Source organism: Herbaspirillum rhizosphaerae, assembly GCF_046025915.1.
Taxonomy (GTDB): Bacteria; Pseudomonadota; Gammaproteobacteria; order Burkholderiales; family Burkholderiaceae_D; genus Herbaspirillum; species Herbaspirillum rhizosphaerae_A.
The window spans coordinates 146,962-163,567 of record NZ_JAQQFR010000004.1; the positions used below are offsets into that span (position 1 = coordinate 146,962).

Sequence of the window (16,606 nt, forward strand, 5' to 3'; positions counted from 1 at the left end):
ATTAGGGCTTGCTGGAAGCTTTTACATGACTAACATGTGAATCCGACAACCAAAGGGTGAGAGGCACAGCATGCTGTACGACGGAATCGAAGTAACTGATCTGAACGCGATTTGGTGGATTGAAGAAAATCAGCGAATAAAAGCGTTACCTATCATTAGTAAGCATGACTTCATCACTTTAGGTTCAAAAACCAAGAATGGCGGCGTAGTTCTTACAGCCACCTCAGACCACACAATTAATGGTATTTCGGTGGCGTTGGTTGGCGATGAGGTGCGCTACCCGAATGGGGAAATTGCCACCATCACCTCAGGCGCGGGCGCTGCGTCGATATATGGCGGAAAGTGCCTTGCCGTTGAGGGTAGCCATGTCAGCAATGGCGACGTAATCGAAACTAGTGACCAGAAAGGTTACGGCATCGTTATTCGCGCAGGCATGCCACCCATCCCCGGTTTTCTTCAGGAGGGATACATACCGCCCTCCTTGGAAGCCTCGCTGGCATGAAGCGCTTCTACATTTTTGAAGGTGACAAGACCTCATCTGGTGGGAGGCCGATAGCGTCGCAAGACCACTCTACCTGGCATGGTCGCAAGTACATCATGCTCAACGATAAGATCTACTGCCCAGCGTGCAAGAAGATCGGCACGGTCGTTGGACAAGGTGCGCGTCTGAATGACAACTGGATGGGAAAACGTCCAGCCCTCAATGACGATATATGTGTCTGTGGTTGTAGACCAGCGCCAAAACTGATCGCTTATCAGGACAATGATTGGCAGATGATGACGGCGGAAGAAGTCGCTGTTCAGGGCTTTGGGGTAATTCGAGGAGAAAAAACAAATGTAGATTTACAGTTTGATGAGCAATTTATGCTCAGAGACGGCGCTGGGTGGCCACTTGATAATGTTCCCTACACAATTAGACATTCATCAGGAGAGATGGAAAGCGGCTTGACGGATCATGAGGGACGGACAAAACGTCATGTCACGAAAAAGAGTGAAAAAGTAGAAATTCGTATTGGATACATAGATTAAGAATGGAGCTGTGTATGGAAGACAGATCAAATATCGTTGGATCGGCCGTTACAAATACTGAGCCAAATTCACTAGTTACCCTGACCTATCCAAGATTTCGAGTTCAGTCCTTGGAATTATCTGAGAATGGGAAAGACTTCGTGAAATCTTGGGAGTCTTTATCTTTGAAGTACTACGATGATAACCGAGGTTTTTGCATGGTTGGCTGGGGGCATTTGGTTGGTGGGCTTACATCATGCGCTCACCAAAGGCGAACAGGTTCTATTACGATAGAAGATGCTCATGATCTGTTTGCGCAAGATGTCCCGAAGCATGAAGAATTGGTTAGATCGGCAATTTTGGTTCCCTTGTATCAGAATGAATTTGACGCACTTTGTAGTCTCGCTTACAACGTTGGCAGCCTCAAAAAAATTGCTCCGACTCTTTGTCGAAAAATAAATTCTGGCGACTACGCGGGAGGTGCCGCGGAGATTTTGGACATAACAAATAATGGGATGCCAGGATTAGTCAAAAGACGGCGGCAAGAACATGCGATGTTTTTAGCTTGTAACTACGATTCAACACATTGATAAAAATAATGATCTTAAGAAAACATATACCATTTATCTTTGCTCTCATATCAAGTTTTGCTTATGCATCGACAGAATGTAACGAGGCCACTTCTCCAATTGATATGGAAAATTGTGCCAAGAAAAAATATGAAAAATCGCTGAGTGAATTTAAGGATCTGACGAAAGCTATTTCAGCATCAACTATGCTGAGTAAAAAATCTAAAGCGGAGCTAATTTCTTACTATAAAAAAGCTGCCAAAATAGCAGAGAAAGTCTGTTTCTCCACCTACACTGGAGTCCCTGTTTCAGAGCAGGGTAGTTTAAGTTTTATGTATGCATGGTCTTGCACCTCAAATCAACTTGATCTCCTCGCTAAGAGCAAAAAATTTTATATATGTATGCAAGAGGATATAGAGGAGTGTCACAGAGGTGGGCCGTACGATCCATACAGATGAAAGAATTAGTTTTTTTGACAGGCTTGTTCATCGCGCTTAGCGTCCAAGCAAACACCATTTATGAAGGCTACTCTTCGTTTTATAGTAGTCTGCCCAATCGCATGTTCAAAGAGACTGGCAAGACAATTCGTATAAATGATCAAACCATTTGGCTTAACGGGAAGTCCATCGCTTTAGCTACAGCAGTGGTGTTTCCAGGTGAATCCGTATTCGATGGGGATTTAGGGCGCGCTCCTCTTTTGTTTAAGGACTCAGAACGCTATTGTCTTGAAGGGCAAAGTAACGCTGCTAGTGGAACAGCGGTTCGGCATAGGGCAGTCTATCTTATATACGGAAAGTCGCTAAAGACTTATAAATTGCCAAGCCTGTTTTCTTCATGCATAAGTATCGGTAGGAATGCAGACAATAACCCAACATTTTTTGAAGCAACGATTGTCAACTATCGCTCTGCATACGACGCAGATGGCTTGCGATTAGTCTCTTATACATTGAGGAATGGAATGTTCGAGAGAACTAAATCGCAGATAAAACTTAGCTTTGTTCAACCTGATAATTTTTATAGATTTAAGGTCGATGGCACAATTGACTGGTTTTCTGGGACGAATACCACCAAAGCAAAACCGTATAAATGAAAAAAATTATTGTCATCGGATTTTTGCTATTTTCAATATCAGCCAATGCTCAGGTCCCTCTAACTCTTGTTCGAAATTCTTGTGGCGTCAGCGACTCTGCAAGAGGAGTAAAAACTACGCAAATACCAATGAACGAGATTGTCGAGGAGAATAATTATCAGGGTGATTTGATGGTAAGTTATAGCCAATTTCGGGGCCAAAAAATTGGTTATGCCAAAACGAAATCTGGGATGTCTTTTATCATTTTTGGCAAGTCTCTCTATTCAGTCGCTGATGCTACTCCGACAGAGATGAGCGTCAGTCGCTACAAGAACGACTTGAAAAATGGCGATATGGAGTTGGATCTATTAGCTGATTGGTCGTTCTTGGAATACAAACAAAAACGATATTTATGCATAGCATTGAGCCGTCCGATGGAAAAGGCCCCTCCTCGAGCCTATCTTTTAGATATGACCTCAAATCCTCGTAGATTATTTTTTATATCATCTCCTCTTAAACATTGATGGCATTGAAGCGTTAGACAGATATGACGCAAAGTAAATATTTGTCTAAAATTTGTAATAATTTATTCAAATAGTAACGATTATCACTTAGAATAAGATCCAGTAAAAATATTGAGGCGCTCATCTCTCGATGCCGCTCTATTTGGACGTCCAGTCGGATGCGGTGGTTTTGTCTTTTTGTCTACGCCATCCACGCCGTCCATATCGTCAATATGCCGCGTCATCGGTACGCAAATTAAAACAATCCTAGTTTAGCCAGCCAGCTTGTATTGCAGATGTAAGCCAGCCAGTCCGAAACTTTCATTATGAGTTCCGTTCATGACTTACATAAAAAATCGCAAACATGCACAACCGCGTTTCAATCCGAAAATAACAGCTGCAATCGCCGGTGCACTTCTGCTGCCGGCTGTCGCCCATGCCCAGCAATCGCAACTGCCCAGCGTTGAAGTGACGACAACGCAGGACGGCGGCTACAAGGCAGAACGCGCTTCGTCTGCCAAGTATACGCAGCCGCTGGTCGACACCCCGCAAACGCTGCAAGTCATCAAGAGGCAACTGATCGATCAGCAAAACGCGACCACGTTGACCGAAGCGCTGCGTAACAGCCCAGGCGTGAGCACTTTCTATCTCGGCGAGAACGGCTCCACCAACACGGGTGATGCCATCTACATGCGCGGCTTCGATGCATCCGGCGCCATTTTCGTCGACAGCGTGCGCGATCTGGGTTCGGTCTCGCGCGACATGTTCAACATCCAGCAGGTAGAAGTACTGAAGGGGGCGGCAGGCACAGACAATGGCCGCGGCTCGCCGACCGGTTCCATCAACCTGGTCACCAAGCAGGCGGAAATGAGCGACGCCTTCAGCGCCACAGCAACGTATGGCAGCTGGAACCAGAAGCGCGCGACTGCCGATTGGAACAAGGTGCTCAACACCGAAGCCGGCACTGCCCTCCGCCTCAACCTGATGAAACAGGACAGCGGTGTGCCCGGGCGCCACGAAGTCAAGAACGACCACAGCGGCGTAGCCGCATCGCTGGCGAACGGGTTGGGTACCACTACCCGTATCTTCCTGGATTACCTGCACATGGAGCAGAACGACGTACCGGATGGCGGGGTGCCCACGATCGGACTGCCGGGTTACAGAAGTCCGCAGACGGTCGCTGCACCGATCATTGCACCACGGGCGTATGTGACCAGTGCACCCAGGGTGAATTCGGCGAATTTCTACGGTCTCACCAGCGACTACAACGATGTCAGCACCGATCGGGTGACCCTGCGCGTCGAACATGACTTCTCGCCGGATGTGAAGCTGCAGAACACGACGCGTTATGGCAGAACGCATCAGAATTATCTGCTGACTTCCTTCATGGGGAGCGCGGCAAACCTGGTGACGCCGAACCCGGCTGATTTGTCGACATGGACCGTTGCCCGTTCCAATCCGACCATCAAGGATCAGACCAATACCATCCTTACCAACCAGACCTATGTCACCGCCAACCTTCAGTCCGGTGACATCAAGCACACGCTGATGGGTGGTCTCGAGTTAACGCAGGAGAAGCAAGACAACGTCGGTTACGATACGAGCGGAAGCTTACCCGCCGCCAATCTTTATAACCCGAATCCCAACGCTGGACGGGGAACGTGGACGATGACGCCGAATTCCGGCCTGAATTCTTCCGGCAAAACCAATACCATCTCGGCTTACCTGTTCGATACGCTCAAGTTCAACGAGCGCTGGTCGGTAAACGGCGGGGTTCGTGTTGATCACTACAATATGGACGCCGGCAGCGGCTACAAGTGCGTCACATCGGGACGTGGAACACTTTGTCCTACGGGCGTCGCCGCGGGGACATTGTTCCGCCAGAACTTCAGCACCAACGGCAATCTGTTCAACTGGAAGCTGGCCGGTATCTACAAGCCGACCGAAAACAGCAGTCTCTATGCCTTGTATGCGACGTCGCAGCAACCACCTGGCGGCAACAGCTTCGCGTTGAGTTCTTCCGCCAACAGCGCGGACAATCCGAACTTTGCGCCGCAAAAGACCAAGACGGCAGAAATCGGCACCAAGTGGGATCTGCTGAACAAAAAGCTGGCCGTGACTGCAGCCTTGTACCGCACTCAGGTCAACAACGAAGTGGAACAGGATGCCACCTCCGGCCTGTACTTCCAGACCGGCAAGAAGACCGTTCAGGGGATTGAACTGGGTGTGACCGGGGAAGTGACATCGAATCTGTCGCTGACGGCCGGCTATACCTATATGGACACCAAGGTCGACAGTGGTGCGATCGTCACCGCCAATGGCGAAAACAACCTGGCCTACACACCTAAACAAGCCTTCACTTCATGGGCGACCTACAAGCTGCCGCAGGGCTTCACCATCGGCGGTGGTGCACGTTATGTGAGTTCGCTGCTGCGCGGCACCGATGACGTCAATAGTGGTACCCCACAGTATGCCAATTCCTACTGGGTGTTCGATGGCATGACCAGTTATGTGGTCAACAAAAACCTGGAACTGCAGTTGAATTTGTACAATATCTTCAATAAGGATTACGTGGCCGCCATCAACAAGAGCGGTTATCGCTATACGCCTGGCACACCGCGTGCAGTAACGCTGACCGCCAACCTCAAGTTCTGATGCGGTGTTGAGCCGGGGCAAACCTTCGGCTCTCCCGTATGGTTCATAGTGGCCGGCCGTAAAGTGAAATGCTCGAAATCAGGCCCCTCCTGTATGGAGGGGCTTTTCATTGGAGAACGATCATGATGTTGCACATTCCTGAAGTATTGACGGCAGCCGAGGTCGCTTTCATCCGGCAGGAGCTGGCCGGTGCGGACTGGGTCGACGGCAAGGCGACCGTGGGCGAGCAGGGCGCCAAGGTCAAGCGCAATCGCCAACTGCCTGAGTCTTCGCCTGTGACCATCAGGCTTGGCGAAATCATCCTGGCGGCGCTGAAGAAGAATCCCTTGTTTTTCGCCGCTGCCCTGCCGAAGACGACGATACCGCCTTTGTTTAACAGTTATGAAGGCGGGGAGCATTACGGATTGCATGTCGACGGCTCGGTGCGTGCAGTGCCCGGTACCGGACTGAGCATTCGCACAGACTTGTCCTCGACCTTGTTTCTGTCGGCGCCTGAAGAGTACGAAGGCGGTGAACTGGTCGTTGTCGACACTTACGGCATGCATGAAGTCAAACTTCCGGCTGGTGATTTGATTCTCTATCCGTCGACCAGCCTGCACCGCGTGGAGCCCGTGAGCAGCGGGGCGCGGGTGTGTTCTTTTTTCTGGACGCAAAGCATGGTGCGCGACGATTGGCAGCGTAGCCTTCTGTTCGAACTGGACCAGAACATTTCGAGCCTGCGCGGCAAGCTCGGCGACACCGAAGAAGTCCTCGGTCTGACCGGGCATTATCACAATCTGCTGCGCCAATGGGCCGAGCTGTAGATGATGCGGTGAGGTATGACAAAAAAAGGGATGCCGTTGATTGGCATCCCTTTTTTCTTTCCAGTCGCGTCTTACCTCAATGCGCCGCCGAAGTATCCGCCACCCGCGTCGGCTTCGGTGCAAACCACACCGCCGCCGCTGCCAGCCCGAATGAGATCGCCGCCATCATGAAGATGTGATTGGTCGACAGCATGATGCTCTGCGACTGCAAGGTTTGTTCGATGCTGGCGCGCGCCTGATCCAGCGACATGCCGGCTTGCGTCAGCGAATTGACGGCATCGCCGAACTGATCGACCAGACCGGACAATTCGGCGTGATAGTAGATCGATTTGTTTTCCCAGCTGGTGTTGACCAGCGAGGTGGCAATCGCACCCGACATGGTCCGGCAGAAACTCATCAGACCTGCCGCCGATGCCATCTCCGATTCGTCCACGCTGGCCAGCGCCAGGCCGGTCAGCGGCACGAAGAACAACGGCAGACCAATACCTTGCAACAGCAGCGGCCAGCCGATCTGGAAGTTGGTCATGTCGGAGGTGTTGAAGCTGCGGAACAGTGTCACCGCACCCAGCCACATCACACCGATAAAGACCAGCTTGCGCGGATCGACCTTGGTCGACATCTTTGCCACAAACGGTGCCGTCATGACCGCGAGGATGCCGCTCATCGCCGTGGTCTCACCCGAGTGCGTCGCCGTGTAGCCCATGTAGCCTTGTAGCCATAACGGCGTCAGCACCGTCGCGCCAAAGAACGCACCGAAGGCGAGGCAGATGGTCGTCACGCTGGCCGAGTAGCCGCGATGGCGGAACACCCGCAGATCGACAATCGGATTGCGCTCGGTCAGCTCCCAGATCATGAAGGCGACGAAACCTGCAACGGCCACCAGCGCCAGGATGATGATTTCATTGGAGGCGAACCAGTCCTTCTCTTTGCCTTCGTCGAGCATCAGTTGCAGTGCAGCGACCCAAACCACCATCAGGATCAGGCCGATCTTGTCGATAGGCAGTTTCAGCAACGGCGATTCATAGCGCTTGAGCATCTTCCAGCCCATGTAGCCGCACAGCAGCGCCACCGGCACGTTGATGAAGAAGATGTAAGGCCAGCTGTACTGATCGCACAGCACGCCGCCGAGAATCGGCCCCGCGATGGGTGCAATCAGCGTGGTCATGGCCCACAAGCCGACGGCGGCGGGTGCTTTCTCCTTGGGGAAAATGCGCAGCAGCAGGGTTTGCGACAAAGGCATCAGCGGACCGCCGGCCAGTCCTTGCAACACGCGGAAGGCGATCAGCATGCCGAGCGAATTGGCCAGACCGCACAGCGCGGAGAACACGCCGAACAGGATCATCGACGTGATGAACACGCGCACCGTGCCGAACCGATTGGCGAGCCAGCCGGTCAGCGGGACGGTGATCGCTTCCGCCACGGCGTACGAAGTAATGACGTAAGTGCCCTGGCTAGACGACGCGCCCAGCGCGCCGGAGATCGTCGACACCGAGACGTTGGCGATCGTGGTGTCAAGCACGGCAATGAAGTTGGCGGCCGCCAGCAGCAAGCCGGCGCCGATCAGCTGCGCGCCTTCCAGCGGCTTCATGGCCGCGTCGGAAAAATTGGATGACATGATTGCCGCCTGATTACAGAGTCGATGCGTTGACTGGTTTGTTGCTGTCATTCTTGCCGACAGTCAGCGCGCTGTTGGAGGTCATCGCCGCATTGGCGGCGTTGCTGTTATTCCCGGCACCGCTCTTGCCACGTGTGTCGATCGACACATCCATCGATAAGCCGACGCTCAGCGGCTGCGCCACCAATTCCTTGCTATCGATAGAGATGCGCACCGGCAGACGTTGCACGACCTTGATCCAGTTGCCGGTGGCGTTTTGCGCCGGGATGACGGCGAAGGCAGAGCCAGTGCCGCCGGCCACGCCGATCACGGTGCCGTGATATTCCACCGCGCTGCCGTAGATGTCGGCCTTCATGGTGACAGGTTGACCCAGACGCACCTGCGCCAACTGGCCTTCCTTGAAGTTGGCGTCAACGTGCATCAGGCCAGTCGGGACTACCGACAGCAGTGCCGTACCGGCTTGCACGCGTTGGCCAACTTGCACCTGGCGGCGGGCGACGACGCCGTCCACCGGTGCGCGCAGCACGGTGCGTTCCAGATCCAGCTTGGCCTGGTCACGCTTGGTACGCGCAAATGTGACTTCCGGATTGGTGTCGACGGTGGTGTTGGCAGTCAATACGGTGCTGGCTTTTTGCGCGCCGATGGTGGCGCCGCGGTTGGCGTCAGCCTGGATGCGGCCGGCTTCGGCAGCTTTCAGATTGGCTTGCATGGTCAGCAGTGTGGTGCGGGCGTTGGTCAGCTCTTCACCCGATACCGAGCCGGATTTTGCCAGTGCTTCGCGGCGACGCAGATCCAGTTCGGCGCGTTGCAGATCGGCTTGTGCCGACAGCAGTTGTGCGGCTGAACGTTTTTGTTCCGCTTCGCGCGCCAGCACCTGCGCTGCGAGTCCGGTGTCGTTGGCAAAGTAGCCTTGCACGCGGCGTTCTGCGCGGCTCAGGTCGGCTTCGGCTTGCGCCAGGGCGAGCGCCGCATCGCGCTTGTCGATGACCACCAGCACGTCGCCTTGCTTGACGTATTGCGTATCGACGACTTTGACTTCCGACACGATACCGTTGATGGCCGGTGTTACCTGCGATATTTCGACGGCGGTGTAGGCGTTGTCGGTCGTGACGTAGCGCGAGCCGATGAAATACCAGTAGGTGCCGTAGCCGATGGCAGCGACGGCGATCACACCGCCAAAAATGGAGAACAGCTTCTTGCGCTTGCTGGGTGCCTTATCCGTGCTGGCGGCGATGGTTTGGATTGCTTGAGAATCACTGTGTGACATGACGGTTCCTTGTAGCTTGTTGAATTCGGTTTTTCGATTAGCTGGCGTGCTGATAGCCGCCGCCCAGTGCGCGCACCATGGAGACGTCGAGCGCGAACATGCGTGAGCGCAAGGTCGACAGCTCGCGCAGATTGGTCAGCAGTGCATCCTGTGCATTGAGTACATCGAGATAATTGGTGAGGCCGCCTTCATAACGATTGCGTACGATGCGATAGGCTTCTTCGGCGGCGTGCGCGGCTTCCTCGGTCTTGTTCAGGCGGCCGCTGAGTGCTTTCTCGCTGACGGCGACGTCGGCGACATCCTGCAAGGCTTGCGTGACGGCGCTGTCGTAATTGGCGACGGCTTCGTCGTAGCTGGCGCTGGCCGAACGGAACTGTCCGCGCAGACGTCCACCTTCGAAGATCGGCAACGAGATGGCCGGGCCGAAGCTGCCGATACTCGATCCCGATTGCGTCAGCAGATTGGTTCCCAGCGACTGAAAGCCGAAGTAGGTGCTCAGGTTCACGTTCGGATAAAACTGCGCGCGCGCTACCTTGATCTGCTTGGCGGCCGACTCTGCACGCAGACGCGCAGCAACGATGTCGGGACGGCGTCCCAGCAATTCAGCCGGCAATTCTTTCGGCAGATTGAACGGCTTGGACATGTCGATCACCGGGCGCGCCAATTGCAGGCCGCGATCCGGACCGGCGCCGGCCAGCGCCGCCAGCTTGTTACGCTGGAGTGAAATCGATTCATCCAGGCTCAGCAGATCGGCTTCGGCCATGGCGCGGCGAGCGGTGACTTGCTTGACGCTGCCTTCGGTTTCCAGACCGTTGATGCGGCGTTGCTGGAACAGATTTTCAGTTTCCACGCGCACTTGCAAAGCGGCTTCTGATGTGTCGCGTTGGCTGAACAGGCGCTCCAGTTCGGCATAGGCTGCAGCAATCGACGTCGACAGCGTGATGCGCGCTTGTGCGGCATCGGCGCGCGCGGCTTCGAGATCGGAGGTCGCGGCGGCGAGCGCTGCGCGGTTCTTGCCCCAGAAATCGATCTCGTAGCTGAAGTCGAGCGTGGCGCGTGTTTCATTGTTGTAGCCGCGCGGCACAAAGTCGGCCGGCACGCCGTTGTTATAACTCTGCTTCATGCGATCCAGCGAAGCGTTTGCGCTGACTTGCGGCAGCAAGGCTGCGCCTTGTTGTTGCGCCACGCCTTCAGCTTTCAGCAGGCGCGCACGCGCCACCGCCAACGAAGGGGCGCCATGCAAGGCTTCGCCAATCAGGGTGTTGAGTTGTTTGTCGCCGTAGACTGTCCACCAGTTGTCGTCGGGCCAGGCAACAGTACCAACAGTGGTGCCGGTGAGCGATTGCGATGATTGATAGGCGTCGGTGGCCTTGGGTTCGGCGCGCGGGCCGAGGTCCGAGAACTGCGCACAACCGGCCAGCGTCAGCGCCGCCAGGGCCAGCGTCGACAGCGTCAGCAACGGTCGCAGCGACTGCGAACGGTTTTCCTTGAAGGAAACAGATTGAACTTCCATGATGTAAATCCACTCATAATTAAACTGTACAGTTCAGTATAGTATTGACTTTTAACGAGCGTCAAGCAAAACTAGGCGAAAATACGGGTCGCAAATGTTGCAGTCGCAAAAAAAGCAACAGCCTCCGGGGAAACCAGGCGGGGCGTGGTCGAGGCCATAATGGCGATCACGGCTCAGCCACACAGACAAAGATTTACATGCGTAAGAAAAGTGAAGAACGGCGCCAGGCGATCATCGATGTCGCGGCGGAATTATTTAACGAGATAGGATTCGATCGCGCGTCGATGGCAGAGATTTCCGCCCGTCTGGGCGGATCGAAGGCGACGCTGTACAACTATTTCTCGTCGAAGGAAGAGATCTTTCTTGCTGTCATGAAGCAGCAAGCCGGCATGCAGTTTGAGTCGCTGTTCGCCATCCTCGCAGAGGATAGTAAGGATCCGGAACAAGTACGTACGACCTTGAAAGTATTTGCCAATAAGTATTTACATCTGGTGCTCTCGCCTGAAGTGATCGCCGTTCGACGCTTGCTGTACTACAACGCCGAGCGTTCCGAGCTGGGCTGTTTGTATTATGAAAACGGTCCACGGCGCGGCTGGCTGGCCATCGCCGACTTCATGAAACGCGCGATGGAAAAAGGCATTTTCCGGGAGGCCGATTCCTGGCTCGCTGGAATACAGTTTCGCGTACTGATCGAGGCGGAATGGGCGGAGGGGCGCATCCTCAACGTGATTACTTCATTGCCGCCCGCAAAGGTGAAAGAGTCGGTGGAGCGCGCACTCGATGCGTTCTATCGGATCTATGCGGCGGAAAAGAACTGAGCAGATCTCATGACATCTCTACAACACAGATAAAATTTTCGTCAGGATTTCGTCAGAAATTTCCAAGCGATTCAGTTGGCAGATGAAGCCGTGCAGCAAGTCACATTGGCATCACATTGCCATGCCAACATATCGCTGGACCTCGCGCGCAGCCGCGACGAACCGGCTTTCCAAGACATCTCAGTGACCTTAAATGAGCAGTAAACAACCTCCTTCTTCCATGATGAAGAAGGGGGCGATGTGCGTACCATTCATGGGATGCTGGCGGATACCATGTCGCCGGATTATTGCGTCGGGATGCTCATCCGATGCAAAAAATAAATAGAAACTCCCATTTTCACTAAGGCAATCATCATGACCTGGTTCTATAACCTGAACATCGCCAAAAAACTGATTCTCTCTTTCCTTGCCGTCGTTGTGCTGACGGCGTCGCTCGGTATTTTTTCTATCGTAGAACTAGTCAAGGTCAATCAGGCATCTACCGATATCGCCACGAACTGGATGCCAAGCATCAAGCTGGGTTTGCAGCTGCAGACATCGATGGCGCGTTTCCGTATTTCTGAACTGCAGCACATCGTGTCAACGGATGACAAAGACTACGACGACGCAGAAAAAGCAATGAAGACGCGTCTGGAAATCATCAACAAGGATCTCAAGAGTTACGAAGATCTGATCTCCGAGCCGGACGAGCGCGTGTTGTATCCGCAATTTCAGCAGACCATGACGAAGTATCTGGCCGAGAATAAAAAGATCATGGCACTGTCGCGCGCCAATCAGAAAGAAGACGCACGCGCGCAATACAAGGGCGAATCGAACAAACTGTTTCGCCAGGCCGTCGACCAGCTCGGTGGTCTCGTCAAGATCAACGATGACGGCGCGACGCGTTCCAGCAATGATGCCGACAAGATATTCAATATGGCACGCGGCTGGATTCTCGGCCTGTTGATCGCCATCGTGGTGATCGCCATGTCTCTGGCAGTCTGGGTTGCACGAATCGTTTCCGTACCGTTGAACAAGGCTGTCGACGTAGCACAGCGTGTGGCGGGCGGTGATCTCGGTGCTGATATTCGCTCCGAAAGCAGCGATGAAACCGGACGCCTGATGCTGGCGCTCAAAGCCATGAACGATAGCCTGCAGACGATCGTCGGCGAAGTGCGTATCGGCACCGACACAATCGCCACTGCATCGACGCAGATCGCCAGCGGCAACCTCGACTTGTCTTCTCGTACCGAACAGCAAGCCGGCTCGCTCGAAGAAACCGCCTCGGCGATGGAGGAGCTCACCTCGACCGTGAAACAGAATGCCGACAACGCACGTCAGGCCAATCAGCTCGCCGTATCGGCGTCGGAAGTTGCGCAGCAAGGTGGTGCCGTGGTGGGGCAGGTGGTCGACACCATGGGCTCCATCAACGACTCCTCGCGCAAGATTGTCGACATCATCAGCGTCATCGATGGCATCGCTTTTCAAACCAATATTCTCGCGCTGAATGCAGCCGTTGAAGCGGCACGCGCCGGCGAACAAGGACGCGGTTTTGCCGTGGTGGCCTCGGAAGTGCGCAGCCTGGCGCAACGCTCTTCCGCTGCAGCGAAAGAAATCAAAACCCTCATTGACGACTCGGTATCGAAGGTCGATGTCGGCAGTAAGCTGGTGCAGCAGGCTGGTGAAACCATGCAAGAAGTCGTCGCCAGCGTACGTCGCGTGACCGACATTGTCGGCGAAATCAGCGCTGCCAGCACAGAGCAAAGCACCGGCATCGAAGAAGTCAATCGCGCCATCACGCAAATGGATGAGACCACGCAGCAAAACGCGGCCTTGGTGGAAGAGGCTGCTGCCGCGGCCCAATCCCTGCAAGAACAAGCCAGCAAACTGACGCAGGTCGTCAGCGTGTTCAAACTGTCCCGATCTTAAAAAATGTCTGTAGTGGAAATCTGATCATCGGATTTCCCTGTGAAAAGCCCGCGATGCAGAGATGCCCGCGGGTTTTTTGTTATCGCAGCAAGACGGGGGCAGCTCAAAGAATGGCGAATCGAACCGTCTCGTTGTCGCTTTGTCAAAATGCGAGCAATACAAGCTGTCAACATGCCTCGCTAAAGCCTTTCAATTAGCAGCCAGACAACAAAGAATCTGCAAGCGCTTGCAGATATGGAAACATGCCGGTCTGTATGCGAGTCTATAAATGTAAATGAGGGGTTTCCACCGCTAAATATCATTGCTTAAAGGAAATTGTTTGTGAGACTATGCGAAGTTGAATTAGAAGTTGTTAGAAACTAACCGAGTTACAGCCAGCGAACACCGGTGCATCAATCGGCGCGCAAGCAGCGCGCTGCGGTGGCATGCAAGCCATGACGGGGCCACCCCTCCCGTTTGCCGGAAGCGCGTTGGAACTCGAGCTGAAACATAAGCTGAAACATAAGCTGAAACTCAAGCCAGGACTGAAGCTGGGACTGAAGCTGGGACATCAATCGATGTAAATGGCCGTCCGCAGAAGTGCAAGACCTGCGCCCAAACTCACCAAGAAAAATACAATGTTCCAGTGGCTACTGCTTAAAGAAAACGCGCTGAGCGCTGCGGAAAACACAGTCTGGAAAGAGAGCGCTTTGCGCATCATTCTGGTGTCGGGCCTGCTGCTCGAGTTTGGTATCGGCTTGCTCAGCGCCATGGATGCCGTCAAGGTTGGCGCCTACTACATCGTCGTCATCGTGACCGGTTTTTTTATCGCCCTCTCGATGGCAGTGTTCGCTTCTCTGCGGCGGCCGGTGATCGGCAGCGCCATGCTGATTGCGACCATTTATGCAGCGGCATTTTGCATCGTCTATTTCATCAGAGATACCGAAATCGCTAAGCTGGGTATCATGTTTGTCTACACCGCGCCGCTGATTGCGCGGATCTTTTTCGGTTCTCGCCTGGCGCTGGTGCTGATGGCGGTCAACGTGTTTCCATTCATGCTGTTGATCCGCAACGAACCCTTGCCCAGATATCCGGGACTGGAGATGTCTCTGGCTAATGCACATGCCTACATCCAGGCACTGCTGTTTTTGTTCTTCAACATCTGCGTGCCGCTGGGGGTGTTTCGTCTTCTGCATGCGCTGGACGCGGCGATCAGACGCCACCGCACCGCCAGCATGGAGCTGGAGAGCAGCCATGCGCAATATCAGGAGATCTTCGAGAACGCCGGCGGTGCGATCCTGTTGTGCGACGCGCAGGCACGCATTCTGAAGGCGAACTCGCTGGCCGACGCCATCATCGGGCGCCAGGACAAAAAAAACGCCAGTATGTTTGCGCTACTGGCACACAAGTGCAAAGACAAGGAAGATAAAACCGCCGACATTTTGTCGCTCAAGCCGGGACAGGAATTTGAGACCCGCGACGGTAGATTGATTTCGATAGAGACCATCTCACCGACCTCGGAAAAGCACTATATCGTCTTGCTGCGCGACATCTCGCAGATGCGCCGTATTCAGGAGGCGCTCAATCGCAGCAAGGAGCGCGAGTCTTTTCTCAGCAGCCATGATCACCTGACGCAATTGCCCAATCGAGACTTCATGCTGCAGCAACTATCTGCCGCCATGAGCGCCATGCCGCCGCGTCGCCAGCTCGCACTGATCATCATCCGTCTCGACAGCATCAAATATGTCAACGACGCGCATGGCAGTGCAGCCGGCGATGACCTGATTGTGGCCTTCGCCGGGACGCTCAAACGCTTGCTGCCGGAAGACAGTCTGTGTGGGCGCCTGCGCAGCGTCGTGTTTGGGTTTACGATCGAAAGTACTTACGGCAGTCGCGATTCCATTCCTCAGATCGAGCACATCCGGCGCAGTTTGCCCGAAGAGCTGGTCATCAACGGTGAGCGCCATCCGGTGCAGATATCCATGGCGGTCGCGTTTTCGCGTCCTGGTGAGACCGACGGCGACGAGTTGCTTCAGCGTGGCAAGATTGCATTGGATACCGCGCGCCGTTCCGGCAACCAGAGCGTCGCCGTGTTCGACGACGAAGCTGCTGTACAAATCCGCCGTCGCCTCAATATCGAGCAAGCCATACTCATGGCGTTGCCCGAAAACGAAATGCGCCTGGTGTACCAACCGAAGGTAACGCAGGATGGTGAAATCGTCGGCTTGGAAGCGCTGATACGCTGGCGCTCGCCGACGCTGGGCGATGTCTCTCCCGCTGAATTCATTCCCGTGGCAGAAAGCAGCGGGGCGATTCACTTCATCACCGCCTTCGTAGTCGACAGTGTCTGCACTTACATCCGCCAGACGCTGGACGCAGGTCAACGCTGTCTGCCGATTGCCATCAACCTGTCGGCCATCGATATTGTGCGTGCCGATCTGCTTGATCTGGTCAACTCCTCGTGCCAGAAACATCGCATCAGTTCCGACTATCTTGAGTTCGAAATTACCGAGACGGGTCTGGTCGGAAACGAGAATCTGGCCATCAGCCATCTGGAGGCGCTTAACGCCAAAGGTTACGGTATTACCATCGATGATTTTGGGACCGGTTACTCTTCTTTGCAGAAGCTAAGTCGCTTTCCCACGAAAAGTATTAAGATAGACCAGTCTTTTGTGGCGCAAATCGGGATTAGCGAGAAGAGCGAGCTGATTATCCGCGCGGTGGTGTCGCTGGCAAAAATCCTCTCCTGCACGACGGTTGCGGAAGGGGTGGAGACGCTGGTGCAGGAGAAATTTCTCAAAGCCATCGGATGCCAGTTCTTCCAGGGGTTCTATTACTACCCGCCCATGGAGTTTCAGCAAGTCAATCAACTGCTGAAAGGACGCTGAGGCCAACGCTA

14 protein-coding genes are annotated in these 16,606 nt (G+C 54.1%); 11 read left to right on the forward strand and 3 right to left on the reverse strand.

Translation table 11 applies throughout. From position 1 onward, the window contains the following. The first annotated feature begins 70 nt into the window (after positions 1 to 70). The 8 genes from PQR63_RS07595 to PQR63_RS07630 all read left to right on the forward strand — a co-directional run bounded on the left by PQR63_RS07595 (position 71) and on the right by PQR63_RS07630 (position 6,607). Positions 71 to 502 carry a PAAR domain-containing protein gene (locus tag PQR63_RS07595; RefSeq protein WP_408167010.1) on the forward strand — a complete coding sequence of 144 codons (432 nt, stop codon included), beginning with the start codon at positions 71 to 73 and terminating at the stop codon, positions 500 to 502. Further along, positions 499 to 1,029 (forward strand): PAAR domain-containing protein, encoded by a 531-nt coding sequence (locus tag PQR63_RS07600; RefSeq protein WP_408167013.1) that lies wholly within the window; start codon positions 499 to 501, stop codon positions 1,027 to 1,029. Before PQR63_RS07595 ends, PQR63_RS07600 begins: the two co-directional genes overlap by 4 nt. Positions 1,030 to 1,043: 14 nt before the next feature. Then, complete coding sequence (locus PQR63_RS07605) at positions 1,044 to 1,598, forward strand: lysozyme (protein WP_408167016.1); 555 nt, start codon at positions 1,044 to 1,046, stop codon at positions 1,596 to 1,598. Positions 1,599 to 1,606: 8 nt separating this feature from the next. After that, positions 1,607 to 2,035, forward strand: a complete 429-nt coding sequence (locus PQR63_RS07610) for a hypothetical protein (protein WP_408167018.1) — start codon at positions 1,607 to 1,609, stop codon at positions 2,033 to 2,035. Then, a complete protein-coding gene (locus PQR63_RS07615; protein WP_408167019.1) occupies positions 2,032 to 2,667 on the forward strand; it encodes a hypothetical protein in 636 nt (211 codons plus the stop codon). Before PQR63_RS07610 ends, PQR63_RS07615 begins: the two co-directional genes overlap by 4 nt. Then, positions 2,664 to 3,170, forward strand: coding sequence for a hypothetical protein (locus PQR63_RS07620; RefSeq protein WP_408167021.1), 507 nt, complete (start codon positions 2,664 to 2,666; stop codon positions 3,168 to 3,170). Before PQR63_RS07615 ends, PQR63_RS07620 begins: the two co-directional genes overlap by 4 nt. Before the next feature lie 318 nt (positions 3,171 to 3,488). Next, on the forward strand, positions 3,489 to 5,804 hold the full coding sequence (locus PQR63_RS07625; protein ID WP_408167023.1) for a catecholate siderophore receptor Fiu: 2,316 nt from the start codon (positions 3,489 to 3,491) through the stop codon (positions 5,802 to 5,804). Positions 5,805 to 5,926: 122 nt separating this feature from the next. Further along, positions 5,927 to 6,607, forward strand: coding sequence for a Fe2+-dependent dioxygenase (locus PQR63_RS07630; protein WP_408167025.1), 681 nt, complete (start codon positions 5,927 to 5,929; stop codon positions 6,605 to 6,607). Positions 6,608 to 6,683: 76 nt separating this feature from the next. Here PQR63_RS07630 and PQR63_RS07635 read toward each other — a convergent pair whose 3' ends face one another. The 3 genes from PQR63_RS07635 to PQR63_RS07645 are packed head-to-tail and all read right to left on the reverse strand — an operon-like array spanning position 6,684 to position 11,002. Then, on the reverse strand, positions 6,684 to 8,222 hold the full coding sequence (locus PQR63_RS07635) for a DHA2 family efflux MFS transporter permease subunit (RefSeq protein WP_408167027.1): 1,539 nt from the start codon (positions 8,220 to 8,222) through the stop codon (positions 6,684 to 6,686). 13 nt (positions 8,223 to 8,235) lie between these two features. Then, positions 8,236 to 9,489, reverse strand: coding sequence for an HlyD family secretion protein (locus PQR63_RS07640; RefSeq protein ID WP_408167028.1), 1,254 nt, complete (start codon positions 9,487 to 9,489; stop codon positions 8,236 to 8,238). A 37-nt stretch (positions 9,490 to 9,526) separates the two neighbouring features. After that, positions 9,527 to 11,002 (reverse strand): efflux transporter outer membrane subunit, encoded by a 1,476-nt coding sequence (locus tag PQR63_RS07645; protein ID WP_408167029.1) that lies wholly within the window; start codon positions 11,000 to 11,002, stop codon positions 9,527 to 9,529. Between the two features lie 44 nt (positions 11,003 to 11,046). On the opposite strand from PQR63_RS07645, the gene PQR63_RS07650 reads away from it, so the two are divergent. The 3 genes from PQR63_RS07650 to PQR63_RS07660 all read left to right on the forward strand — a co-directional run bounded on the left by PQR63_RS07650 (position 11,047) and on the right by PQR63_RS07660 (position 16,595). Next, on the forward strand, positions 11,047 to 11,820 hold the full coding sequence (locus PQR63_RS07650; RefSeq protein WP_408167031.1) for a TetR/AcrR family transcriptional regulator: 774 nt from the start codon (positions 11,047 to 11,049) through the stop codon (positions 11,818 to 11,820). Positions 11,821 to 12,174: 354 nt separating this feature from the next. Beyond that, positions 12,175 to 13,728: a methyl-accepting chemotaxis protein gene (locus PQR63_RS07655; RefSeq protein WP_408167033.1), complete on the forward strand. Its 1,554-nt coding sequence runs from the start codon at positions 12,175 to 12,177 to the stop codon at positions 13,726 to 13,728. A gap of 617 nt (positions 13,729 to 14,345) precedes the next feature. Further along, positions 14,346 to 16,595 (forward strand): putative bifunctional diguanylate cyclase/phosphodiesterase, encoded by a 2,250-nt coding sequence (locus tag PQR63_RS07660; RefSeq protein ID WP_408167035.1) that lies wholly within the window; start codon positions 14,346 to 14,348, stop codon positions 16,593 to 16,595. Positions 16,596 to 16,606 lie beyond the last annotated feature (11 nt).